General features: G+C 66.5%; 15 protein-coding genes. 10 read left to right on the top strand and 5 right to left on the bottom strand.

All coding sequences use genetic code 11. The features are described from left to right. Nucleotides 1-4: 4 nt before the first annotated feature. On the bottom strand, nt 5-991 hold the full coding sequence (locus ACWGL1_RS13070) for a hypothetical protein (RefSeq protein ID WP_452112225.1): 987 nt from the start codon (nt 989-991) through the stop codon (nt 5-7). Between the two features lie 221 nt (nt 992-1,212). Between ACWGL1_RS13070 and rpmF the strand changes: the two genes are divergently transcribed. The 10 genes from rpmF to gcvA all read left to right on the top strand — a co-directional run bounded on the left by rpmF (nt 1,213) and on the right by gcvA (nt 11,003). Then, nucleotides 1,213-1,395: a 50S ribosomal protein L32 gene (gene rpmF / locus ACWGL1_RS13075; RefSeq protein ID WP_024352840.1), complete on the top strand. Its 183-nt coding sequence runs from the start codon at nt 1,213-1,215 to the stop codon at nt 1,393-1,395. A 166-nt stretch (nt 1,396-1,561) separates the two neighbouring features. Continuing rightward, nucleotides 1,562-2,839 carry a phosphopyruvate hydratase gene (eno, locus tag ACWGL1_RS13080; protein WP_452112226.1) on the top strand — a complete coding sequence of 426 codons (1,278 nt, stop codon included), beginning with the start codon at nt 1,562-1,564 and terminating at the stop codon, nt 2,837-2,839. A gap of 153 nt (nt 2,840-2,992) precedes the next feature. Further along, the gene (locus ACWGL1_RS13085; protein WP_291776129.1) at nt 2,993-3,313 is read left to right on the top strand and encodes an FtsB family cell division protein; all 321 of its coding nucleotides are present in this window, start codon (nt 2,993-2,995) and stop codon (nt 3,311-3,313) included. A 113-nt stretch (nt 3,314-3,426) separates the two neighbouring features. Then, nucleotides 3,427-4,455, top strand: coding sequence for a pyruvate dehydrogenase (acetyl-transferring) E1 component subunit alpha (gene pdhA / locus ACWGL1_RS13090; protein WP_338574961.1), 1,029 nt, complete (start codon nt 3,427-3,429; stop codon nt 4,453-4,455). Between the two features lie 3 nt (nt 4,456-4,458). Then, nucleotides 4,459-5,817 (top strand): pyruvate dehydrogenase complex E1 component subunit beta, encoded by a 1,359-nt coding sequence (locus ACWGL1_RS13095; protein WP_291775156.1) that lies wholly within the window; start codon nt 4,459-4,461, stop codon nt 5,815-5,817. Then, the gene (locus ACWGL1_RS13100) at nt 5,814-7,079 is read left to right on the top strand and encodes a pyruvate dehydrogenase complex dihydrolipoamide acetyltransferase (protein ID WP_452112227.1); all 1,266 of its coding nucleotides are present in this window, start codon (nt 5,814-5,816) and stop codon (nt 7,077-7,079) included. Before ACWGL1_RS13095 ends, ACWGL1_RS13100 begins: the two co-directional genes overlap by 4 nt. A gap of 15 nt (nt 7,080-7,094) precedes the next feature. After that, on the top strand, nt 7,095-7,574 hold the full coding sequence (locus ACWGL1_RS13105; RefSeq protein WP_452112228.1) for a glutathione peroxidase: 480 nt from the start codon (nt 7,095-7,097) through the stop codon (nt 7,572-7,574). Nucleotides 7,575-7,576: 2 nt separating this feature from the next. Continuing rightward, nucleotides 7,577-8,983 carry a dihydrolipoyl dehydrogenase gene (gene lpdA, locus ACWGL1_RS13110; RefSeq protein ID WP_338574970.1) on the top strand — a complete coding sequence of 469 codons (1,407 nt, stop codon included), beginning with the start codon at nt 7,577-7,579 and terminating at the stop codon, nt 8,981-8,983. 65 nt (nt 8,984-9,048) lie between these two features. Beyond that, nucleotides 9,049-10,050: a cysteine synthase A gene (locus ACWGL1_RS13115; protein WP_452112229.1), complete on the top strand. Its 1,002-nt coding sequence runs from the start codon at nt 9,049-9,051 to the stop codon at nt 10,048-10,050. Continuing rightward, a complete protein-coding gene (gene gcvA / locus ACWGL1_RS13120; protein ID WP_452112230.1) occupies nt 10,050-11,003 on the top strand; it encodes a transcriptional regulator GcvA in 954 nt (317 codons plus the stop codon). The genes ACWGL1_RS13115 and gcvA overlap by 1 nt, the downstream gene beginning before the upstream one ends. Nucleotides 11,004-11,091: 88 nt before the next feature. On the opposite strand, the gene ACWGL1_RS13125 is transcribed toward gcvA, so the two are convergent. From ACWGL1_RS13125 to ACWGL1_RS13140, 4 genes are read right to left on the bottom strand one after another with little or no spacing between them, the layout of a single operon-like run. Continuing rightward, complete coding sequence (locus ACWGL1_RS13125) at nt 11,092-11,781, bottom strand: response regulator (protein WP_291775168.1); 690 nt, start codon at nt 11,779-11,781, stop codon at nt 11,092-11,094. 9 nt (nt 11,782-11,790) lie between these two features. After that, on the bottom strand, nt 11,791-14,460 hold the full coding sequence (locus ACWGL1_RS13130; protein WP_338574974.1) for a sensor histidine kinase KdpD: 2,670 nt from the start codon (nt 14,458-14,460) through the stop codon (nt 11,791-11,793). Next, the gene (gene kdpC / locus ACWGL1_RS13135; protein ID WP_338574977.1) at nt 14,460-15,041 is read right to left on the bottom strand and encodes a potassium-transporting ATPase subunit KdpC; all 582 of its coding nucleotides are present in this window, start codon (nt 15,039-15,041) and stop codon (nt 14,460-14,462) included. Before kdpC ends, ACWGL1_RS13130 begins: the two co-directional genes overlap by 1 nt. Then, nucleotides 15,041-15,784 carry a TorF family putative porin gene (locus ACWGL1_RS13140; protein ID WP_452112231.1) on the bottom strand — a complete coding sequence of 248 codons (744 nt, stop codon included), beginning with the start codon at nt 15,782-15,784 and terminating at the stop codon, nt 15,041-15,043. Before ACWGL1_RS13140 ends, kdpC begins: the two co-directional genes overlap by 1 nt.

Raw genomic sequence — 15,784 nt, forward strand, 5'->3', positions numbered from 1 at the left:
ACGATCAGTCGAACGCCGACAGCGGAATTGAGACGAGGCTGAACGGCAGGACGGGGTCTCCCGAGCCGCGACGGTTCAACTGGCTGTTGGCGACGATGAGGCGGTCGCCGCGCACGGCGGCCGTGGCGGGCCAGGCCAGTTCGGCGAACGTCAGCCGCTTCGCCTCTGTCGCCGTGGTGAAATCGGACGACAGATCCAGGGCCACGATCTCCTCGGACCACTGACGCACCACGAACAGCCTCTGGCCGTGCAACGCCAGGCCGTCGCCGCCGTCCAGCGCCGAATCACCTGTGTCGATCGCCGTGATCTCGCGGGTGCTCGTATCGATTCGGAAAAGCTTGCCGGCCTTCATCTGCACGACGAGCAGATAGCGTCCGTCCGGCGTGGCCGCGATTCCGTTCAGATTGGCGTCCTCGCCGTAGCGAATGGCCGTTCCCTCGAACGACAGCCAAGGCTGCAGCGCCTGATCGGCGATGGGATCGCGCGGCGCGCGCCATAGGACCGGCCGCACGGTGTCGGTGAAGTAGGCTGCGTCGGTCGTCAGGGCCACGTCGTTGATCAGCGCCGCGCCTTCGGGGGTGGTGAAGCGCGCCAGCCGTCGACCAGTGGCGATGTCGACGACATGCATCGAGCCTGTCCGCGCCCCGGCGACCCACAGGCGTCCTTCGCCATCGGCCTTGAGGCCCAGAGCCACTGAAACCGGCGTCGCGGGGCGGGCGTCGGCCATATCCAGCGGATCGCCGATCACAATGGTCGCCCTGTTTTCGGGATCAACGCTGACGACGACGCCGGTATTGGCGCTGGTGGTGTAGATCGCGCCGGTGGCCGGATCGACCGTCACGCCCTCGGGGTAGGCCGCCGCTTCGGGTAGAGTCAGAACCGCGATGCTCGACGTGGACGGTTCCCGAGCCTGAGCCGGGGTTCCGGCGAGGAGGCCGATGAAGGCGACAGACCCCGCCGTCGTCCAGAAATCGCGCCAAGAATCGCGCATGTCGTCCTCCCATGATATTCAGCGCCGGAACTCTGCCGTAGGGATGGGCCGGACGCCACCCTCGTCGAGGCGGCGGCAGGCCGAACCATTATCATTCCGCGACTTGAAATCCCTTGCGGCTTCATGCATAAGCCCGCCCTCGCGTGGCGGCTCTTATCGGGGGGCCGCCGCTGTTGTTTTCGCGTCTTCACCGGCGCACCGACTTAGAGATTGAGACGGACATGGCCGTTCCGAAGCGCAAAACTTCCCCCTCGCGTCGCAACATGCGTCGTGCTCACGACGCCCTGGGCGCCAACACCTATGTCGAAGACAAGGACACTGGCGAGCTGCGTCGTCCGCACCACATCGACCTGAAGACCGGCATGTACAAGGGCCGTCAGGTTCTGACCCAGCAGGAAGACTAAGTTCTCCTCTGGCGATCCGGCTCCGGCCGGGCGCAAATTCAGCGGCGCGCGAGCCTCTCGCGCGCCGTTTTCGCATATGTTCGCCGTCGTCTCGCCTGTGGCGATTCAAGCGGGTCTGGTCTAAACCGGCCCGACCTTTCCCAACTCAGTCAGAGCGCAGAGATTCATGACCGATATCGTCGACATCGTCGCCCGCCAGATTCTCGACAGCCGGGGCAATCCGACGGTTGAAGTGGACGTGATCCTGGAAGACGGCAGCTTCGGCCGCGCCGCCGTGCCGTCGGGCGCCTCGACCGGCGCCCACGAAGCCGTCGAACTGCGCGACGGCGACAAGGATGTGTGGGGCGGCAAGGGCGTCGAGAAGGCGGTCGACGCCGTCAACGGAGAGATCTTCGACGCCCTGTCCGGCATGGACGCCGAGGACCAGCGTCGCATCGACGAAGCCCTGATCGAACTGGACGGCACTGAGAACAAGTCGCGTCTGGGCGCCAACGCCATGCTGGGCGTGTCGCTGGCCGTGGCCAAGGCCAGCGCCATCTCGGCCGGTCTGCCGCTGCACCGCTATATCGGCGGCGTCTCGGCCCGCATCCTGCCGACGCCGATGATGAACATCATCAACGGCGGCGCCCACGCCGACAACCCGATCGACATCCAGGAATTCATGATCATGCCGACGGGCGCCGAGAGCTTCTCGGAAGGCCTGCGCATGGGCGCCGAAATCTTCCATGCGTTGAAGAAGGCGCTGAAGGACGCCGGCCACAACACCAACGTTGGCGACGAGGGCGGCTTCGCCCCGAACCTGGCCTCTGCCGACGAAGCCCTGACCTTCATCACCAAGGCGGGTCAGGCGGCCGGCTATCTGGCGGGCGAGGACTTCCACCTGGCTCTCGACGTGGCCTCGACCGAGTTCTTCAAGGACGGCAAGTATGAGCTGGCGGGCGAGGGCAAGTCCTTCGACGCCGAGAGCATGGTCAATTATCTGGCCGATCTGGTCGAACGCTTCCCAATCGTCTCGATCGAGGACGGCTGCGCCGAGGACGACTTCGACGGCTGGAAGCTGCTGACGGATCGCCTGGGCGACCGTGTCCAGCTGGTCGGCGACGACCTGTTCGTGACCAACCCGCGCCGTCTGGCCGCCGGCATCGGCGAGGGCCTGGCCAACTCCATTCTGATCAAGGTCAACCAGATCGGCACCCTGTCCGAGACGCTGGACGCCGTCGATATGGCGCACCGCGCGGGTTACACCGCCGTGATGTCGCACCGTTCGGGCGAGACCGAGGACTCGACCATCGCCGACCTGGCCGTGGCCACCAACTGCGGTCAGATCAAGACCGGCTCGCTAGCCCGTTCGGACCGGACGGCCAAGTACAACCAGCTGCTGCGCATCGAAGAGATGCTGGGCGACCAGGCCGCCTATTTCGGCGACGGCATGCTGCTGAAATAAGCTGCATCACGAAGATGTGCTGGACGCCGCCTCCGAACCTCGGGGGCGGCGTTCGCAATTACGGCCAAGCTACGGTTCGTTAGGCATTTTCGCTCACTGATAGGTCACCGTGTTTGTGCGCGCTCAGAAGGAGCGTCCGTTGTGCCCGAGCAGATGAAGCCCTACCTGCCGTCCGTCCTGCTGCTGTTGCTGATCGCCTATCTGGGCGTACAAGCCCTGACGGGTGAACGCGGCCTGCTAAGTGGCGGTGAACGCGACGCTTTGCTGTCCCAGCGACAGTCCCAACTGACGCGCTTGACCGAGCAGCGCCAGGACCTGGAAGTCCGCGTCCGCTACCTGCGCACCGAGAGTCTCTCGAAGGATCTTCTGGAGGAGCGGGCGAGGGCGGTGATCGGCTTCGCCGACCCGCGCGACTATGTGGTTCGGCTGAACGGCCCCGCTGGCCACAACCGTGGCGCGACCCGCGCCTCCTGAACTATTGTTACAGCCTGGCTGGCTGCTTTGCGTTTCGGGAACGAAGGCTGCTAAAGCCCCTTTCTGTAACGATAAGAGTCCCTGAAACAGGGGTGTAAGCCGGGAGATGCCGGATGGCGAAAGCCGCCGCTCAGAAAAACTCGCCCAGCACGGGCGAAAAGATTCCGAACACGCCGCAGGCTTCCAAGGAAGACCTGCTGCGTTTCTACCGCGAGATGGTTCTCATCCGTCGCTTTGAAGAGCGCGCGGGCCAACTCTACGGCATGGGCCTGATCGGGGGCTTCTGCCACCTGTACATCGGTCAGGAAGCCGTGGCCGTCGGCGTTCAGGAGAGCGTCAAGCAGGGCTACGACAAGATCATCACGGGCTATCGCGACCACGGCCACATGCTGGCCGCGGGCATGGACCCGAAGGAAGTCATGGCCGAGCTGACGGGCCGCATCGGCGGTTCGTCCAAGGGCAAGGGCGGGTCGATGCACATGTTCGACGTGCCGACCGGCTTCTATGGCGGTCACGGCATCGTCGGCGCGCAGGTCGCGCTGGGCACGGGTCTGGCTTTTGCGGGCAAGTACCGCGGCGACGACTCGGTCAGCTTCGTCTACTTCGGCGACGGCGCCTCGAACCAGGGGCAGGTCTACGAGAGCTTCAACATGGCCCAGCTGTGGAAGCTGCCGGCCATCTACATCATCGAGAACAACCAGTACGCCATGGGCACGAGCATCGAGCGCTCGTCGTCTACCACCGAACTGTATCAGCGCGGCGCCAGCTTCGGCATTCCCGGCGAGCAGGTCGACGGCATGGATGTCCTAGCCGTGCGTGACGCCGCCGCCCGCGCCGTGGCGCGCGCCCGCGCCGGCGAAGGTCCCTACATCCTGGAAGTGAAGACCTACCGCTATCGCGGCCACTCCATGTCCGACCCGGCCAAATACCGGACGAAGGAAGAGGTGGACGAGGTCAAGAAGACCCGAGACCCGATCGACCACATCAAGATGCTTCTCGCCGCCGCCAAGGCGACCGAGGACGAACTGAAGGCGATCGACAATGAAGTGAAGGCCGTCGTGGCCGAAGCTGTACAGTTCGCTCAAGAGAGCCCTGAGCCGGATCCGTCCGAGCTCTACACCGACGTCTACGTGGAGGCCTGATACGTGACGGACATTCTGATGCCGGCGCTGTCCCCCACGATGGAAGAGGGCACGCTGACCAAGTGGCACATCAAGGCTGGCGACGTCGTGTCGGCTGGCCAAGTGATCGCCGAGATCGAAACCGACAAGGCGACGATGGAAGTCGAAGCCGTGGACGAGGGCGAAGTCCTCGAAATCCTGGTGCCGGAAGGCGCCGAGGGCGTGAAGGTCAATACGCCGATCGCGCGTCTGGCGGGCGAAGACGGCGCTGCGGCGCCCGCGCCGAAAGCCGCTGAGCCGATGACGGCCGTTGAAGCCGAGGCGCCTGTCGCCGCAACGGTCGCCGCTGCGCCTGCTCAGCCCAAGGTCGAATTGCGTGATCCTGAGATTCCCGCCGACGCCAAGCTGGTGAAGACCACCATCCGCGACGCCCTGCGCGACGCCATGGCCGAGGAAATGCGCCGCGACGAGGCCGTCTTCCTGATGGGCGAGGAAGTCGCCCAGTATCAGGGAGCCTATAAGGTCAGCCGGGATCTGCTGCAGGAATTCGGGGACCGCCGCGTGGTCGACACTCCGATCACCGAGCACGGATTCGCCGGCCTGGGCGTGGGCGCGGCGTTTGCGGGCCTGAAGCCGATCGTGGAGTTCATGACGTGGAACTTCGCCATGCAGGCGATCGACCACATCATCAACTCGGCGGCCAAGACCCTGTACATGTCCGGCGGCCAGATGGGCTGTCCGATCGTCTTCCGCGGTCCGAACGGCGCCGCCGCCCGGGTGGCCGCCCAGCACAGCCAGGACTACTCCGCCTGGTACGCCCAGATTCCGGGCCTGAAGGTCGTGGCGCCCTATGACGCCGCCGACGCCAAGGGGCTGCTGAAGGCCGCCATCCGCGATCCGAACCCCATCGTCTTCCTCGAACACGAGATGATGTACGGCCACGAGTTCGACGTGCCGGACGTCGAGGACTACGTCGTTCCGATCGGCAAGGCCAAGGTCCGCCGCGAAGGCACGGACGTCACTATCACGGCGCACAGCCGCATGGTCGGCTTCGCCCTGCAGGCCGCTGAAAAGCTTGCTGAAGAAGGCATCTCGGCCGAAGTCGTCGACCTGCGCACCCTGCGTCCGCTGGATCACGAGACGATCGTCGAGAGCGTCAAGAAGACCAACCGCCTGGTTTCGGCCGAGGAGGGCTGGGGTCCGATGGGCGTCGGCGCCGAAGTGGTCGCCCGCGTGATCGAGCACGCCTTCGACTATCTGGATGCGCCGCCGCTGCGCGTGCACCAGGAAGACGTGCCGCTGCCCTACGCCGCCAACCTGGAAGCCCTGTCCCTGCCGGGCGTCGACAAGATCGTCGCCGCCGTGAAGAAGGTGATGGCATGACCGATATCCTGATGCCCGCCCTGTCTCCGACGATGGAGGAGGGCGTGCTGGCCAAGTGGCACGTCAAGGTCGGCGACACCGTCTCGGCCGGCGACGTGATCGCCGAGATCGAGACCGACAAGGCGACGATGGAAGTCGAAGCCGTGGACGAAGGCGAAGTTCTTGAAATTCTCGTCCCGGAAGGCTCCGAGGGCGTGAAGGTCAACACGCCGATCGCCCGCCTGTCCGGCGACGACGTGGCGCCCGCGCCCAAGAAAGTTGATGCTCCGACCGAGACGCCGAAGGCTGAAGCGCCCAAGGCGGAGACTCCCAAGGCCGAAGCCGCGCCCGCTCCGGCCGCACCGAAGTCTGACGATGGCGGCCGCATCTTCGCCTCGCCGCTGGCGCGCCGTCTGGCCGCCCAGGCCGGTCTGGACCTGAAGGCCGTCAAGGGCACCGGCCCGCACGGCCGCATCGTCAAGCGCGACGTGGAGGCCGCCGGCAAGGGCGGCGCTCAACCGGCCGCCGCGACGACTGCGACCGCAGTCGAGCCGCGCAAGGCCCTGTCGCTGGCTCAGATGGGCATTCCGGGCGGCAGCTATGACCTGATCCCGCTGGACGGCATGAAGAAGGCCGTCGCCCGCCGCATGGTCGAGAGCGTGCAGAACGTGCCGCACTTCCCGCTGTTCATCGACGTCGAGATCGACCAACTGATGGCCGTCCGCGCCAAGGTGAACAAGATGCTGGAGCCGCAGGGCGTCAAGGTCTCGGTGAACGACTTCGTCATCAAGGCCGCTGCGCTCGCGCTGAAGATGGTGCCGGAGGCGAACGCCTCCTACACCCCCGAAGGCATCGCCATGCATCACAACGCCGACGTTTCCATGGCGGTGGCGATCGACGGCGGCCTGATCACCCCGATCATCCGCAAGGCCGAGACCAAGGGCCTGGCCCAGATCGCGACCGAGTCCAAGGACCTGGCCAAGCGGGCCCGTGAGCGCAAGCTGAAGCCCGAAGAGTTCCAGGGCGGCACCTTCTCGGTATCCAACCTGGGCATGTTCGGCATCAAGCAGTTCACCTCGATCATCAATGAGCCGCAGGGCTGCATCATGAGCGTGGGCGCCGGCGAACAACGTCCGGTCGTCAAGGACGGCCAGATCGTGCCGGCTACCGTCATGACCGTGACCCTGACCTGCGATCACCGCGTGGTCGACGGCGCGACGGGCGCCCGCTTCCTGCAGGCGTTCAAGCCGCTGATCGAAGATCCCGTGGCGATGCTGGCGTAAGGGGAGGGTGAAGTCATGACCTCGGTCTATGACTTCTCCGCCCGGGCCATCGATGGCGCGGACGTGGCGCTGGACCGCTTTCGCGGTCAGGCGTTGCTGATCGTCAATACGGCGTCAAAGTGCGGCTTCACCGGCCAGTATGCCGGGTTGGAGAAGCTGCACCGCGACTTCGTCGACGCGCCGTTCGAGGTCCTGGGCTTTCCCTGCAACCAGTTCGGCCAGCAGGAGCCGGACAGGGCGGCGGAAATCGCCGCCTTCTGCGCCAGCAGCTTCGACGTGACCTTTCCTCTGTTCGACAAGGTCGAGGTCAATGGACCGAACCGCCACCCTCTCTACGCCTGGCTCACCCGACAGAAGCGCGGCTTCCTGGGCTCCCAGGCCATCAAGTGGAACTTCACCAAGTTCCTGACCAACCGCGAAGGCCGCGTCGTCGCGCGCTATTCGCCCCAGACTGAACCCGAGGCCATCAAGGCCGACATCGAGAAGTTGATCTGATCATGGCTGCTGAATTCGATCTCGTCGTCATCGGCTCGGGCCCCGGCGGTTACGTCGCGGCCATCCGCGCCAGCCAACTGGGCCAGAAGGTCGCCATCATCGAGCGCGAGAACCTGGGCGGCATCTGTCTGAACTGGGGCTGCATCCCGACCAAGGCCCTGCTGAAGTCCGGCGAGAAGTTCGAAAGCCTGTCGCACCTGAAGGACTACGGCCTGTCGGCCTCGGGCGCCTCGTTCGACTTCGACGCCATCATCCAGCGCTCGCGCGGCGTGGCCAAGCAACTGAATCAGGGCGTCGGCTTCCTGATGAAGAAGAACAAGATCGAGGTCATCGAGGGCTCGGCCAAGCTCGAGAAGGGCGCCGCTGCGCCGAAGGTCGTCGTGGCTCTGAAGGCCGGCGGCTCGCGCACGATCGAAGCCAAGACCGTCATGCTGGCCGTCGGCGCCCGCGCCCGCGCTCTGCCGCAGATCGGGCTTGAGGCTGACGGCGACAAGATCTGGGCCTATCGCGACGCCCTGGCGCCGAAAAAACTGCCCAAGACCTTCGTGGTTATCGGCTCGGGCGCCATCGGCATCGAGTTCGCCAGCTTCTACCGCGCTCTCGGCGCCGAGGTGACGGTCGTGGAAGCCGTTGATCGCGTCATGCCGGTCGAGGACGAAGAGGTCTCCAAGGCCGCTCAGAAGGGCTTCGAAAAGCGCGGCATCAAGTTCAAGCTCGGCGCCAAGGTGACGAAGGTCTCCAAGGATTCCAAGGGCGTGAAGGTCGATCTTGAAGTCAACGGCAAGGCTGAAAGCCTGGAGGCCGAGGTCTGTATTTCGGCCGTCGGCATCACCGCCAACACCGACGGCATCGGTCTGGAGGCGCTGGGCGTCGAACTGGACCGCGGCCACATCAAGACCGACAGCCACTGCCAGACCAATGTGAAGGGCCTGTACGCCATCGGCGACTGCGCCGGCGCGCCCTGGCTGGCCCACAAGGCCTCGCATGAAGGCATCCACGCCGCCGAGCACATCGCCGGTTACAAGACGCCGAACGTCCATTCGCCCATCGCGGGCTGCACCTACGCCCAGCCGCAGGTCGCCTCGGTCGGGGTGACGGAGCAGGGGGCCAAGGCCGAGAAGCGCGAGGTCAAGATCGGCCGCTTCCCGTTCAAGGTGAACGGCAAGGCCATCGCGGCGGGCGAGACTGAAGGCTTCGTCAAGGTCATCTTCGACGCCAAGACCGGCGCCCTGATCGGCGCTCACATGATCGGCGCCGACGTCACCGAAATGATCCAGGGCTACGTCACCGCCATCACCATGGAAGCGACCGAGGAGGACATCCACGGCATCGTCTATCCGCACCCGACCATGTCCGAGGCCATGCACGAGGCCGCTCTGGACGCCTATGGCCGCGTGATCCACATCTAGGGCGGTTGTTAGAAAATCTGAACTGTGGCTAAGAGGATCGCTCCTCCCCATGGTTCGGATTTTCCATGATTGTCGCGCCTGACGTCCTCGGCCTGATCGGCAACACGCCCTTGGTGCGCCTCAAGCGCGCCTCTGAGGCGACCGGCTGCGAAATCCTGGGCAAGGCCGAGTTCCTGAACGTCGGCGGCTCGATCAAGGATCGCGCCGCGCTCAGCATCATCCGCGCGGCGCGCGCCTCAGGGGTGCTGAAGCCTGGCGGAACCATCGTCGAAGGCACGGCGGGGAACACCGGCGTGGGCCTGGCCCTGGTCGGGGCGGCGCTGGGCCACCCGGTCGTCATCGTCATGCCGCGCACCCAGACGGAAGAAAAGAAGCGGGCCGTACGCCTGCACGGCGCCCGCCTTATCGAGGTCGATCCGGCGCCCTTCGCCAGCCCCAACCACTTCGTCCACTTCTCGCGCCGTCTGGCCGAGGAACTGAACGACAGCGAGCCGAACGGCGCCTTCTACGCCGACCAGTTCGACAATCCGGCCAATCGTCAGGCCCACTATGAAGCCACTGGGCCGGAAATCTGGAAGCAGATGGACGGCCGCGTCGATGGTTTCATCTGCGCCGTCGGCTCGGGCGGCACTCTGGCGGGAACCTCAGCCTACCTCCGTGAGCGCAATCCAGCCCTGCAGGTCGGACTGGCCGACGTTCCGGGCGCCGCCCTCTACAGCTGGTTTACCGAGGGCGTGCTGAAAGGCGAGGGCGGTTCAATCGCCGAAGGGATCGGCGTAAATCGCATCACCGGAAATCTGAAGAGCCTCTTGGTCGACCATGCCTATCGCATCGAGGATGCCGAGTTCCTGCCGATCCTCTTCGACCTGGTTCGCGAGGAAGGGCTGTCGCTCGGTCCCTCGAGCGGCGTCAACATCGCCGGCGCCATCCGCATGGCGCGGGATATGGGGCCCGGCCATACCCTCGTGACCGTCTTGTGCGACGCCGGTCAGCGCTACGCCAGCAAGATCTATGACCCGGCGTTCCTGAACGCTCGCGGCCTGCCGACGCCGAACTGGATGCGCTGATGACCCGCCGCAAGGATTCCGCCGTCGACAGCCGGCTTCCGCCGCTCAACGCCCTGAAGGCTTTCGAGGCCGCCGCCCGTCGGCTCAACATCACCCGCGCCGCCGAGGAGCTATCCGTCACGCCCGGCGCCATCAGCCAGCAGATCCGCATTCTGGAAGAGCACGCAGGAGCCCCGCTGTTCCATCGCGAAGGTCGTCAGATTGCGCTGACGGAGCTGGGCGCCGAACTCTATCCGCTGTTGCGCGACGGGTTCGACTATCTGAAACGGGCAGGGGACCTGCTCTATCGGCCCGACCGCCGCCACGCCCTGGCGGTCAGCGTGCCGCCGTCCTTCGCCTCCAAATGGCTGGCGCCGCGCATTGCCCGTTTCGCGGCAGCGCATCCTGAAATCGAGGTCTGGATGTCGGCCGACATGCGGCTGGCTGACGTCAGCGGCGGCCGGGTCGACGTTGCGGTCCGTTACGGACGGGGCGACTATCCCGGCGTGCGCTCGGAAAGATTGCTGAACGCCGATGTGACGCCGGTCTGCGCGCCCTCGTTAACCATGGGCGACAACGCCTTGCGTCGGCCGTCGGACCTGGCGCGCCACGTCCTGATCCATCTGCGGCCCAGCGAATTGGAAGAACCGCGCCCGGACTGGGCGGCCTGGCTCAAGGCCCGGGGATTGACGGACATCGACGCCCAGGCCGGGCCGCGTTTCGATCAGACGGCCCTGGCCATTGAAGCGGCGGCTCATGGTCAGGGCGTGGCCCTGGCGCCGTACGCCTTTGTCGCTGAAGATCTTGCGTCCGGCCGGCTGGTGGCGCCTTTCGCTGACGGCGCTCTGACTACGGACCTAGCTTACTACGTCCTGACCAAGCGCAGCGGCGCATCAGCGCCGGCAAGGGCGTTCGCCGCCTGGCTCAAGCATGAGGCCCAAAGCGCAGCAGAGGCCAACATCGACGACCTGTGAAGGCAGATACCATAAAATCGCCTAAGATATATTATGCGAAGTGAACACCAGTTCGATTGCGATCCGAAGTCGTGCCTTGAGGTGTTGATCAATCCAATAGCCGATAGCCAACCCCCGGTTCGGTGACGATCAGGCGGGGCTGGGCGGGGTCAGATTCCAGCTTTTGACGCAGTTGGCCTACGACGACGCGCAGGTACTGGGTGTCGTCGGCGTGGGCCTTGCCCCAGACGGCGGTCAGCAGGTCGCGGTGGCCGACGACCTTGCCGGCGTTGCGGGCCAGATAGGCCAGGACGTCGTATTCCTTGGGCGTGACACGCACGGCGGCGCCAGCATGGGTGATCAGGCGGCGCTCCAGGTCGATGACCACCTCGCCTGCCGTCAGCGGCCCGGTCGACTCAAGGCGCGGCGCGGCCTGGCGCAGATTGGCGCGGACCCGGGCCAGAAGTTCGCCGACGCCGAAGGGCTTTTCGACATAGTCGTTCGCGCCCAGATCCAGGGCCGCGATCTTCTCGGCCTCCTTGTCGCGCGCCGACAGGATGATGATGGGCCCAGCGTAGAATTCGCGGGCCCTGGCCAGCACGTCCTTGCCGTCCATGTCGGGAAGGCCGAGGTCCAGCACGACGGCGTCGGGGCTCCATAGGGCAATGCCGCGCAGGCCCTCCTGCCCGCTGTCGGCGCGGCGCGGCTCATAGCCTGCGGCGTCCAGCGCCGGGGACAGGAAGCGGTGGATCTGAGGCTCGTCGTCGATGACGAGAATCTGGGGGCGGACAGCAGCCATGAAGAAAGTCTAGAGCAGGCTCGGGTGGGTGACGACGGCCTTGGGGAGGCTGATCAGGATACGAGTGCCCTTTCCATCCTGAATGGGGCTGACGGCGGCGATGCGGCCGTTCATGGCCTCGACGAAGCCCTTGGCGATGGCTAGGCCGAGGCCCGCGCCCTTGGTCCGGTCCGAGGGCTCCTCCATGCGGCGGAACTTGTCGAAGACCCGTTCCAGTTCGGCAGTCGGGATGCCCTTGCCCTCGTCCTCGATGGAGATGACCACGGATCCCCGGTCCTCATAGGCGGCCAGTTCAATGGTCGAGCCATCGGGGCTGTAGGCGACAGCGTTCTCGAGGATGTTGACCAGCGCCTGCTCTAACAGCCCCTGATCGACCATGACCAAGCTGAGCTGGACCGGGAAGTCGCGGGTCATCCTGCGCTCGCCCAGACGCCGCGCCACCCGCTTGCCCGCCGCGTTCAGCACGTCGCGCACGTCGACCCAGTCGGCGCGGATGTTCAGACCCCCGCCCTCCAGCCGGGTCATGTCCAACAGATCGCCGACATAGCGGCTGAGCCGCTCGGCCTCCTCGCGGATCGACAGCAGCAGGTCGGCGCGAACCTCGGGTTTCAGCTTGTCGCCGAGGTCGATCAGGGTGGTCGAGGCCCCCAGGACCGTGGACAGGGGCGTGCGCAGGTCATGGCTGACCGAGTTCATCAGCGCGCCCCTGAACCGATCCGTGCGACGCAGGGTTTCGGTCTCCACCGCCTGACCGGCCAGGTCGGCGCGCTCAACCGCCACGGCGCCCTGATCCAGCAGGGCCAGGGCCAGCTTCTCCTCGTCCGAACCCGGCGACAGGGCCGCCGCCTCGATCCCAGCCACGCCCGCGCGGTCGCGCACCCCCTGCAAGGACCGGAAGGTCCAGCGAGCTTGCGGCAGGGTGCCGGTGCCGTGACCGGCGGGCTCGCCCTTCTCCCAGGCCCAGCGCGCGGCGGCCATGGCCTCTGCGTCCAGTTCGGGCTTGCCTGGCGCCGCGGCGATCAGGCTCAGTTCGCCTTCGACCGGCAGCAGGACCACGGCTCCAGCCCCGGCGGCGGCGGCCGTCTGTTCGGCCAGGATGCGCGCGGCGGCTGTCCGGTCGCCGACGCCGGTCAGGCGCTGGCTGGCCGCCAATAGAGCCGAGACGGCCGAGGCCCGGCCTTGCGCCGCCCGCGCCTGCTCACGAACCCGCCCGGCCAGAAAGCCTGCCGTCAGGGCCACGGCCCAGAAGACGATCAGGGTCAGGACGTCGGTGGGCGAGCCGATGGAGAAGCTGTATTTCGGCTGCAGGAACAGGAAGTTGTAGGTCAGGAAGGCGACCGTCGCCGCCGCCAGGGCGGGACGCAGGCCGTACAGCACCCCCGCCGCCAGCACCGCCGACAGATAGATGACGCCCAGGTCGACCCGTTCGAACATCCGGTCCAGCAGCAGGGCCAAGCCCGTCGCCGCCACCACGATGGCCGCCCCCACGGCGTAGCCGCGCCAACCGCCCGTCAGACGGAGACGCGGCTCGCGCAGCGTCTTGTCCTCGAGATCGGCCCCGTCGGTGATGACATGGACCGCCACGCCGCGCGCCTGGCGCAGCAGTTCCGCGGCCAGCGACCGGCCCAGCCACTCGGACAGGCGGCTGTCGCGACTTTTGGCCAGGACAATCTGGGTGACGTTGTTCTGATGGGCATGATCCATGACGGCGCGCACCACGTCGTCGCCGGACAGCACCACGGTGCGCCCGCCCAGCTGTTCCGCCAGCTTCAGCGCATCCGACAACTTCCCCGCCGAGCCGACACCGTGTCGCGCGCCCGAGGGGCGGTCGACATGGGCCACGGTCCAGGGCGCGTCCATCATCATGTCCGACAACCGCCGCCCCGCGCGAACCAGGGGCGCGGCCACGGCGTCGCCCGCGACCAGGACCAGAATCCGCTCGCCCGCCGCCCACGGCCCGGTCATCCCCTGCTCGCGCAGGCGAGCGGTCAATTGATCGTCCACCGTCTGGGCCGCGCGACGCAGGGCCAGTTCGCGCAGGGCCGTCAGATTTTCGACCTTGAAGAAGTTGTCCGAGGCCAGCCGCGCCGTCTCGGGCACATAGACCTTGCCCTCGGTCAACCGCTTGCGCAGCTCCTCGGGGGTGATGTCCACCACCTCGATGTCGTCAGCGCGCGACAGGGCGCTGTCGGGCACGCTCTCGCGCTGGCGGACGCCGGTGATGCGCAGCACCACGTCCGACAGGCTTTCCAGATGCTGGACGTTCAGGGTGGTCCAGACGTCGACCCCGGCGTCCAGAATCTCCTCCACGTCCTGCCACCGTTTGGGATGGCGCGAGCCGGGGGCGTTGGAATGGGCGTATTCGTCGACCAGCAGCAGGTCGGGCCGTCGCGTCATGGCCCCGTCGATGTCGAACTCCAGCAGGGTCCGTTCGCGGTGGGCGATGGGGTTGCGAGGCATGACCTCCAACCCGCGCAGCAGGCTCGTGGTCTCCTTGCGGCCGTGGGTCTCGACCACGCCGACGACCACGTCGTCGCCCTCGGCCTTACGCCTGCGGGCGGCGCGCAGCATCTCATAGGTCTTGCCGACGCCGGGCGACATGCCCAGAAAAACCTTCAGCCGCCCACGCTTGCGCGGGGCGGCCGGGGTCCTGTCCGTCGTGACAGCAGGCGTCGCCATCAGCCCTCCGCGGGATGCGGGAAGCGGGCGTCGAGCGCCATATTGGTCAGCAGCACATTGACGCGCGGCTGGCCCAGCACGAAGGTGCGGCCTTCCTCATGCTGTCGGATCACCTCGCGCACCTGCGCCTCTCCTACCCCGCGCGCGCTGGCGATGCGGGCGACCTGGAGCTCAGCGTAGGCCGGAGATATATGCGGGTCGAGGCCCGAAGCCGAGGTCGTCACGGCGTCGGCGGGGATAACCGCCTTCCCCGTCTCGGCCCGCAAGGCGTCGGCGTCCGTCTTCACCCGCGCGATCAGATCGGGGTTCAACGGGCCGAGGTTAGAGCCGGACGAGGCGGCGGCGTCATAACCCTTGCCGGCCGCCGAAGGACGCGGGTGCAGGTATCCGGGCTGGGCGAAGGACTGGCCGACCAGGGCCGAACCCACCACCTGGCCCGCCTTGTCGCGGACCAGGCTGCCGTTCGCCTGACCCGGAAAGGCCGCCTGAGCCACGCCGGTCACGGCCAGGGGATAGGCAACGCCCAAAACGCCGGTGAACAGGGCGATCATCACGACCGCCGGACGGATATGGTTCAGCATCAGAAGACCGCCTTCAGACTGGCCACGGCGCGGCTGTCATAGGCGTCGCCGAAGTCGTGTTCGTCGGTGTCGAAATAGCGGACGTCCAGCGCCAGATGATCGGTCAGCTGATAGGCCGCGCCTAGGTTCCAGGTGACGTAGTCGAAGTCGGACGACACCCACTGACGCCCCGCCGCCGCCGAGATCGTCCACTTGTCCGCCGGGCTGATCGCACCGTTGATCTCGGCGTAGGTCGCCTCGTCCTCGGACGCGCCGAAGAAGTCGGGCGACCAGTAGATGGCCGCCCCCAGGGTCGCCGGACCGACGGCGCGCGAGGCAGCGGCCTTCAGCTCGACATAGTCGTAATCGGCGCCGTCCGGCTGGCCGGCGTAGAAGTAGCTGACCACGCCGAAGTCCCAGTTGAAGCCGCCGAACTCGGGCCGGACGCCAGCGTAGAGGTCGATCTCGGCGTCGGTGTCGCCGTCACCGGCGAAGGAGACGTTCCCGGCCCAGGCCCCGGCGTAGAACAGGCCTTGGGTGACATCGACCCCGGCGGAAATCGCCGGATCGCTCTCGGTCTGGCTGACCCCTCGGAGGACATAATCGGAGGCTGCGGCGGCGTTGAAGGCGATGTCAGGTCCGGCTTTTTCCTGGGCCTCGGCCGAGCTGCTGCACAGGCCCAGGGCGATGATGGCGACCAGACAGGCCCCGCCGAACAGGGCGTCGTTGGCGCCCGAAACCTTGGTGGTGTTGCGTTTACGCAT

This window comes from Brevundimonas sp. NPDC055812, assembly GCF_053616535.1.